Here is a 3187-nt window from a genome sequence, read left to right as displayed (position 1 = left end):
GCGCACACCGTTCTCAATGTCGGAGAGGGTGCGCACGGTGAACTGGAGGCTGTTGGCCAGGTCGGTGCGGTTGCGGTAGCCCAGCGCCACGCGCCGGCTCACGATGTGGTGGCCGAGCCGTTCCAGGGCATGTCGGTCCATGGAGGGATCATGACGCGCCGCGGGCGGCAATGTCGAGACGCCATGCCCATTTATTTCCGGCTCGTGCAAGAATAAATGGAAACTATTTCCGTGGCACGCCCGCCAAATCGGCCCTGACCTGGGTAATCGTGTCCCAGAACACTTCCTCCACCTTTTCCCGCGACAGGCCCACCACCTCCACCTTCGGCACGCCTGCCAGTTCCCGGCGCACCACCTTGGCCTCCGGCAGGGTCTCGCCGGTCCACCATTCCTGGCGGATGTCGAAGTCGTCGAAGCGCTCTCCCTCGCGGGTGTGACGCAGCTGACCTCGGCGCTTGCTGACTGGTACGCGCGCCCACCACTCAGCTCGCCAATACGGACCGTCGTAGGCCCCCGGCGGGGCACCGGTCTGCCATTCCTCCACGTGAACGGGTTCGTTGGGTGCCGTGCCGTTGTAGTCGTCGGCAAATCCATATGCTTCGTCGCGGTCGAGATAGACCCGTTCGATGCGGTAGGTGTCGGCGCTGCCCACCGTCGCCACGTACACCGTCGCCATCGTTGCCTCCCGTATCCGGCAGTGGTTGAACGTTAAGTTTCCCACCGCGCGTGTGGCGACGTCCGACAAACCACTGGTCGCGGCGGACAACGCTGGTACCCGCACCACAGGGTCCACCGTGTGAGCGGAATAGCACGGAGATTGCTTCCGTAATTTTGACAATATTTCCGTTTGTTTCCTACCCTCGCTAACAGCCGCACCGCGCCTGGGCGTCGACAACGTCCGCCGAGGGGTCCAGGCGCGGTCGGCCCCACCAGGGCGCGAAAGGAAGACCCACCACGAGGAAGATGGTCATTGGCAGCCGAGTGGCACAGACCTCGTAAGCGCGGCGACAAAGTTGGCCTCGCGCGCAATGATGGCGTCGTGTGGGAAATCCTCTCGGTGCTGTTGCTCATCGCGCTGGGGGCCGGCCTGCTGGCTCCGCGGCTATTGCGGCAGCGAGCCAGCGGTGACTCGTTGAGCGGCACGCTGCTGATCACCGGTGTCAGCCCACGGCCGGACGCACTCGGCGAGCAATACGTCACGATCACCGGCGTCATCGACGGCCCAACCGTCAGCGACTACACCGTCTATCTGCGCATGACCGCCGACGTCGAGCATTGGCCGACGGTGGGGGAGTTGAAGCCGGTGGTGTATTCCCAGCGCAATCCCGACAGGTGGATCTTCGCGCCGCCCGACCTTCCCGCCGGCTGAGGCCCGTCAGCCGTGGCCGATATGCAGCAACTTGGTCACGTTCGCCAGCTTGACGCGCGGCCTGCCGTGCGGCTCGCCGGCTGAGCGTTCGTGCTCGTCGATCAGCTTCCAGTGCGCGTCGGTGACCAGCTTGGGCTGCCGCGAGTGAAGCCAGTCGGTGAGTTTGTCGGCGTGATCGGCGCCGAAATCGGCCAACTCGGCGTCGCCGGTGAGGTCGGCGATCAGGCCGTCGATGGTGTCCTGCGAGTCCTTCTTGTTGGTGCCGATCACCCCGGACGGACCGCGCTTGATCCAGCCGACGACGTACTCGTTGCGACTGCCGTGGATCCGTCCGCCGCTGTTGGGAATGGTCCCGCTCTTCTCGTCGAACGGCAGCCCGGGCGTGGGAACCCCGCGGTAGCCGACCGAGCGGACCACCAATTGCACGGGGACCTCCTCGCGCTCCCCGGTGTCCTTGGCGGTCACCCGTCCACCGTCATCGGTGACCAGCTCGTTGTGTCCGAACACGATCTTCTCGACCCGCTCCTCGCCGGCGATCTCGATGGGTGAGGTCTGGAAGCGGAACACGATCCGGCGGTGCCCCGGCCTGGGCTCGCGGCCGACGTAGCCCTTCAAGACCTTGATGTTCTGCTTGCAGACCTTGCCCACCGCTGCGGCGTCGTCCTCGCTGATGTTCTCGAAGTCCGCCGGGTCGACGATCACGTCGACATTCTCGAGATCTGCGAGCTCACGCAGCTCCAGCGTGGTGAACGCGGTCTGTAGCGGGCCACGGCGACCGATCACGATCACTTCCTCGACGCCACGGGGCCGCAGCGACTCCAGCGCATGGTCGGCGATGTCGGTGCGGGCGAGCTCGTCGGGTTCGGTCACCAGGATGCGCGCGACGTCCAGCGCGACGTTGCCGTTCCCGACGACCACCGCCCGCGCGCCGGACAGATCGGGCGACATCTCCTCGAAGTGCGGGTGGGCGTTGTACCAGCCGACGAAATCGACCGCGGCCACGCTGCCGGCCAGCTCTTCGCCGGGAATGTTCAGCGGCCGATCCGCTTGCGCGCCAATCGCGTAGACGACCGCGTCGTACTGCTCGGCCAGTTCAGTCGCGCTGATGTGCTCGCCCACCACGACGTTGCCGAAGAACCGGAAGCGCTCGTCCTCGGCGATCTTCTCGAATTGTTTGCTGATCGACTTGATCTTGGGGTGGTCGGGAGCGACCCCGGAGCGCACCAAACCCCACGGCGTCGGGAGCATCTCGAGCATGTCGACGGCGACGCCGAGTTGGTCGTCGGAGTCGGCGGCTTTGAGCAGCGAGGCCGCGGCGAAGAATCCCGATGGACCTGAGCCGACGATCGCTACGTGGTAGGGACGCATAATCTCCGATGCTAAACGCCCCCTGTTCGCCCGTGGCTAGTCGCACCGCTTGTATCGGTTGCCCGGCCGGTAACGTGATCAGGCGTGCACCCCGACCGTCAGGCTGACATCGCAGCACTCGACTCCACGCTGACCACGGTGGAGCGAGTTCTCGACGTCGACGGTCTGCGCAGCCGAATCGAGAAGCTCGAGCACGAGGCGGCCGATCCCAATCTGTGGGACGACCAGGCCCGCGCGCAACGTGTCACCAGCGAGCTTTCCCACACCCAGGGCGAGTTGCGGCGCGTGGAAGGGCTGCGGCAACGACTCGACGACCTGCCGGTGCTCTATGAACTGGCCGCCGAAGAGAACGCCGCAGACGCCGAGGCCGAGGCCGACGCGGAACTCAAGGTGCTGCACGCCGACATCGAGGCGATGGAAGTGCGAACGCTGCTCTCCGGGGAGTACGAC

General features: G+C 65.7%; 4 protein-coding genes. 2 read left to right on the top strand and 2 right to left on the bottom strand.

The window, feature by feature from the left end; genetic code table 11:
- Positions 1–223 precede the first annotated feature (223 nt).
- Complete coding sequence (locus WAN02_RS28580) at positions 224–676, bottom strand: hypothetical protein (RefSeq protein ID WP_422268745.1); 453 nt, start codon at positions 674–676, stop codon at positions 224–226.
- A 363-nt stretch (positions 677–1039) separates the two neighbouring features.
- On the opposite strand from WAN02_RS28580, the gene WAN02_RS28575 reads away from it, so the two are divergent.
- Positions 1040–1369 carry a hypothetical protein gene (locus tag WAN02_RS28575; RefSeq protein WP_422268743.1) on the top strand — a complete coding sequence of 110 codons (330 nt, stop codon included), beginning with the start codon at positions 1040–1042 and terminating at the stop codon, positions 1367–1369.
- Between the two features lie 6 nt (positions 1370–1375).
- On the opposite strand, the gene WAN02_RS28570 is transcribed toward WAN02_RS28575, so the two are convergent.
- Positions 1376–2737: an FAD-dependent oxidoreductase gene (locus tag WAN02_RS28570; protein WP_422268741.1), complete on the bottom strand. Its 1362-nt coding sequence runs from the start codon at positions 2735–2737 to the stop codon at positions 1376–1378.
- An 84-nt stretch (positions 2738–2821) separates the two neighbouring features.
- On the opposite strand from WAN02_RS28570, the gene WAN02_RS28565 reads away from it, so the two are divergent.
- Positions 2822–3187: PCRF domain-containing protein (locus tag WAN02_RS28565; protein WP_422268739.1), on the top strand; the 366-nt coding region annotated here is incomplete at its 3' end.

Source organism: Mycobacterium sp., assembly GCF_049281135.1.
GTDB lineage: Bacteria > Actinomycetota > Actinomycetes > Mycobacteriales > Mycobacteriaceae > Mycobacterium.
Note: the sequence above shows the minus strand (reverse complement) of the source record. Positions and strands in the feature narration are given on the sequence as shown.